Annotated in this window: 3 protein-coding genes; all 3 read right to left on the bottom strand. The window is 71.6% G+C overall.

Annotated elements, in window-relative coordinates; genetic code table 11:
* A partial coding sequence (locus tag AB0C29_RS42060; protein ID WP_360833027.1) for a family 20 glycosylhydrolase occupies positions 1 to 1,152 on the bottom strand: 1,152 nt, incomplete at its 3' end.
* Entirely contained in the window at positions 1,149 to 1,988 is an 840-nt protein-coding gene (locus AB0C29_RS42055) for a carbohydrate ABC transporter permease (protein ID WP_360833024.1), read from the bottom strand. The genes AB0C29_RS42060 and AB0C29_RS42055, both read right to left, overlap by 4 nt.
* The coding region (locus AB0C29_RS42050; RefSeq protein ID WP_360833021.1) for a sugar ABC transporter permease at positions 1,985 to 2,781 on the bottom strand (797 nt) is incomplete at its 5' end. The genes AB0C29_RS42050 and AB0C29_RS42055, both read right to left, overlap by 4 nt.

The raw sequence follows: 2,781 nt of genomic DNA, 5'->3' as shown, positions 1-2,781 counted from the left end.
CTGCAGCTCGTGCGGCCCGGCCAGGCCGGCGGCGGCGATCCGGGCGCGGGCCGCCGGGGTGTCCCACTCGCCGAACGGGCACTCGTCGCCGCCGATGCCGATCAGCTCGCCCGGGAAGATCGCGACGACGTGGTCGAGGACCTCACGGCAGAAATCCAGGGCCTCGTCGGAGACGTTCAGCACGTGCGGGGAGATGCCCCAGGAGGTACGGACCCCGCCCGCGAACCCGTTGCCCAGCTCGGGGTACGCGGCGATCGCGGCCTGCATGTGCCCCGGCATGTCGATCTCGGGCACCACGGTGACGTGCCGCTCGGCCGCGTAGGCGACGATCTCCCGCAGATCACCGGTGCTGTAGTACCCGCCGTGCGGCCGGTCGTCGTAGCGGTCGTGGATCCGCGAGCCGAGCATCGTCCGGGGCCGCCAGGCGCCGACCGTGGTCAGGCGGGGCCGGCTCGGGACCTCCACCCGCCAGCCCTGGTCGTCGGTCAGGTGCAGGTGCAGCACGTTGAGCTTGTGGAACGCGGCCAGGTCGATGAAGCGCAGCACGTCGGCGACCGGCATGAAGTGGCGCGCCACGTCCAGCAGCACGCCCCGCCAGCCGAACCGCGGTGCGTCCTCGATGTGCACGGCCGGCACCGGCAGCGGACCGGGCACGATCGGGGCGCGGCGCAGGGTGTCGGCGGGCAGGAGCTGCCGGAGTGTCTGCACGCCGTGGTGCACGCCGGCCGGGGAGCCGCCCCGGATGTCGATCCCCGTGGCGCCGACATCCAGGACGTACCCCTCCGGCGCCAGCCCGGCCACAACCCGCAACCGGATCCCCCCGCCCGGCCCGGCAACACCGGACCCGGAGCTGGCCAGCCCACCGGACCCGCCGCTGGCCGGTCTGTCACCGCCCGGCCCGGCACCACCCAGCCTGGCATCACCCCGCCCGGTATCGCCCAGCCCGGCATCACCCAGCCCGGCATCAGCCAGCCCGGCATCACCCAGCCCGGTATCACCCAGCCCGGCGAAGCCCGCTGCGGCGCCACCCGGGAGCAGGTCCCGCACGCGAGCAGCCAGGCGCTCGAGACCCGGTTCAGCGGTCACCGGCGTCCCGGAATGCAGGGCGAAGCTGCCACCGCCGGCCACCAGCACCGCCGGGCGGGGGATCAATCCTTCACCGCCCCGCCCAGGCCGGCGACCAGCCGGCGCCGGACCAGCAGGAAGAAGATCAGGACCGGCACGGTCATCAGGGTCGACGCCGCCATGATCGCCCCCCAGTCGTTCTCGTCGGGCTTGAAGAAGACCAGCAGCGCCATCGGCAGGGTCTGCCGGTCGGTCGCGCTGATGATGAAGGTACGGGCGAACAGGAAGTCGTTCCATGCCGTGATGAAGGAGAACACGCTGGTCGCGGCCAGTCCCGGAGCGACCAGCGGGAACAGGATCCGCCACAGCACGGTGAACCGGCCCGCGCCGTCGAGCTGGGCCGCTTCGTCCAGTTCCTCGGGGATCGCCGCCACGAAGCCGCGCAGCATCCAGATCGCGAACGGCAGCGTGAACGCCGTGTGCACCAGCATCAGGGAGCCCAGCGTGTTCAGCCCTACGCCGGGGACCTGGGTGCCGAGGTCGCGGACGAGGAAGAACAGCGGGATGGTCAGCGCCTCGATCGGCACCATCTGCGCGACCAGGAACAGCACCAGCACGGTGGTGCGCAGCCGGAACCGGAAGCGGGTCAGCGCCACCGCCGCGAGGAACGCGCACAGCCCGGAGACCGCCACGACCACCAGCGCGACCAGCAGGCTGTTGAGGAAGTAGCGGCCGAAGCTGTCGACGGCCAGCACCCGGTGGAAGCTGTCCCAGCTCGGCGCCAGGGTCCACGGGCGCTGGTGCAGCGACTGGATCTCACCGGCGGGTTTCACCGCGGCCAGCACCATCCAGTAGATCGGGAAGACGGTGCCGACCGCGAGCACGATCGCCAGGACGTCGAGCAGGCGGCGGGTGCCCCTCACAGCGGTTCCCCCGATCGCCGCAGCGTCCGCAGGTAGAGCAGGGTGACGACGAGCAGGATGACCATCATGACCACGCCGATCGCCGCGCCCAGGCCGTACTCGCCGGCCGCGAATGCCTGCTGGTAGGCCCAGACGTTGAGGGTCAGGTTCTGCCCGGCGATGCCGCCGCCCCGGGTCATCACGTAGATCTGGGTGAAGACCTTGAAATCCCAGATGATCGACTGGATCACCACGATGGCCAGCAGCGGCCGCAGGACCGGCACCATGATCCGCCAGAAGGTGCGCCACGCGCTCGCGCCGTCGATCGCCGCGGCCTCCAGCACCGATTTCGGGATCGCCTCGATGCCGGCGTACAGGGTGACCATCACGAACGGGAACGAGTGCCACACCACCACCGCGCCGACCAGGGCGAAGGCGGTGTAGCGGTCGTACATCCAGTTGAAGCCGGTGACGCCGAGGCTCTGGTTGACCAGCCCGAGGTCGGTGTCGAAGAGGAACATCCACACGGTGGAGCCGGAGACCGCGGGCACCGCCCAGGCGGCCATCGCGGCCAGCGACAGCAGCAGCCGCGGCACCTTGCTGATCCGGGTGAGCAGCACGGCCAGCGCGGCCCCCACGGCGAGGGTCGCGACGACGCAGGCCGCGGCGAAGAAGACGGTGGCGCCGAGCACCGACCAGAACCGGGCGTCGCCCAGCAGCTGGGTGTAGTTGGCCAGGCCCACGAACCGGGTCGGCTGGCCGCCGCTGACCTGGGCCTGCCGGAAGTCCAGGACGGACAGCAGGCCGAGCTGCC

Source organism: Actinoplanes sp. NPDC048791, from assembly GCF_040650095.1.
GTDB lineage: Bacteria > Actinomycetota > Actinomycetes > Mycobacteriales > Micromonosporaceae > Actinoplanes.
Note: the sequence above shows the minus strand (reverse complement) of the source record. Positions and strands in the feature narration are given on the sequence as shown.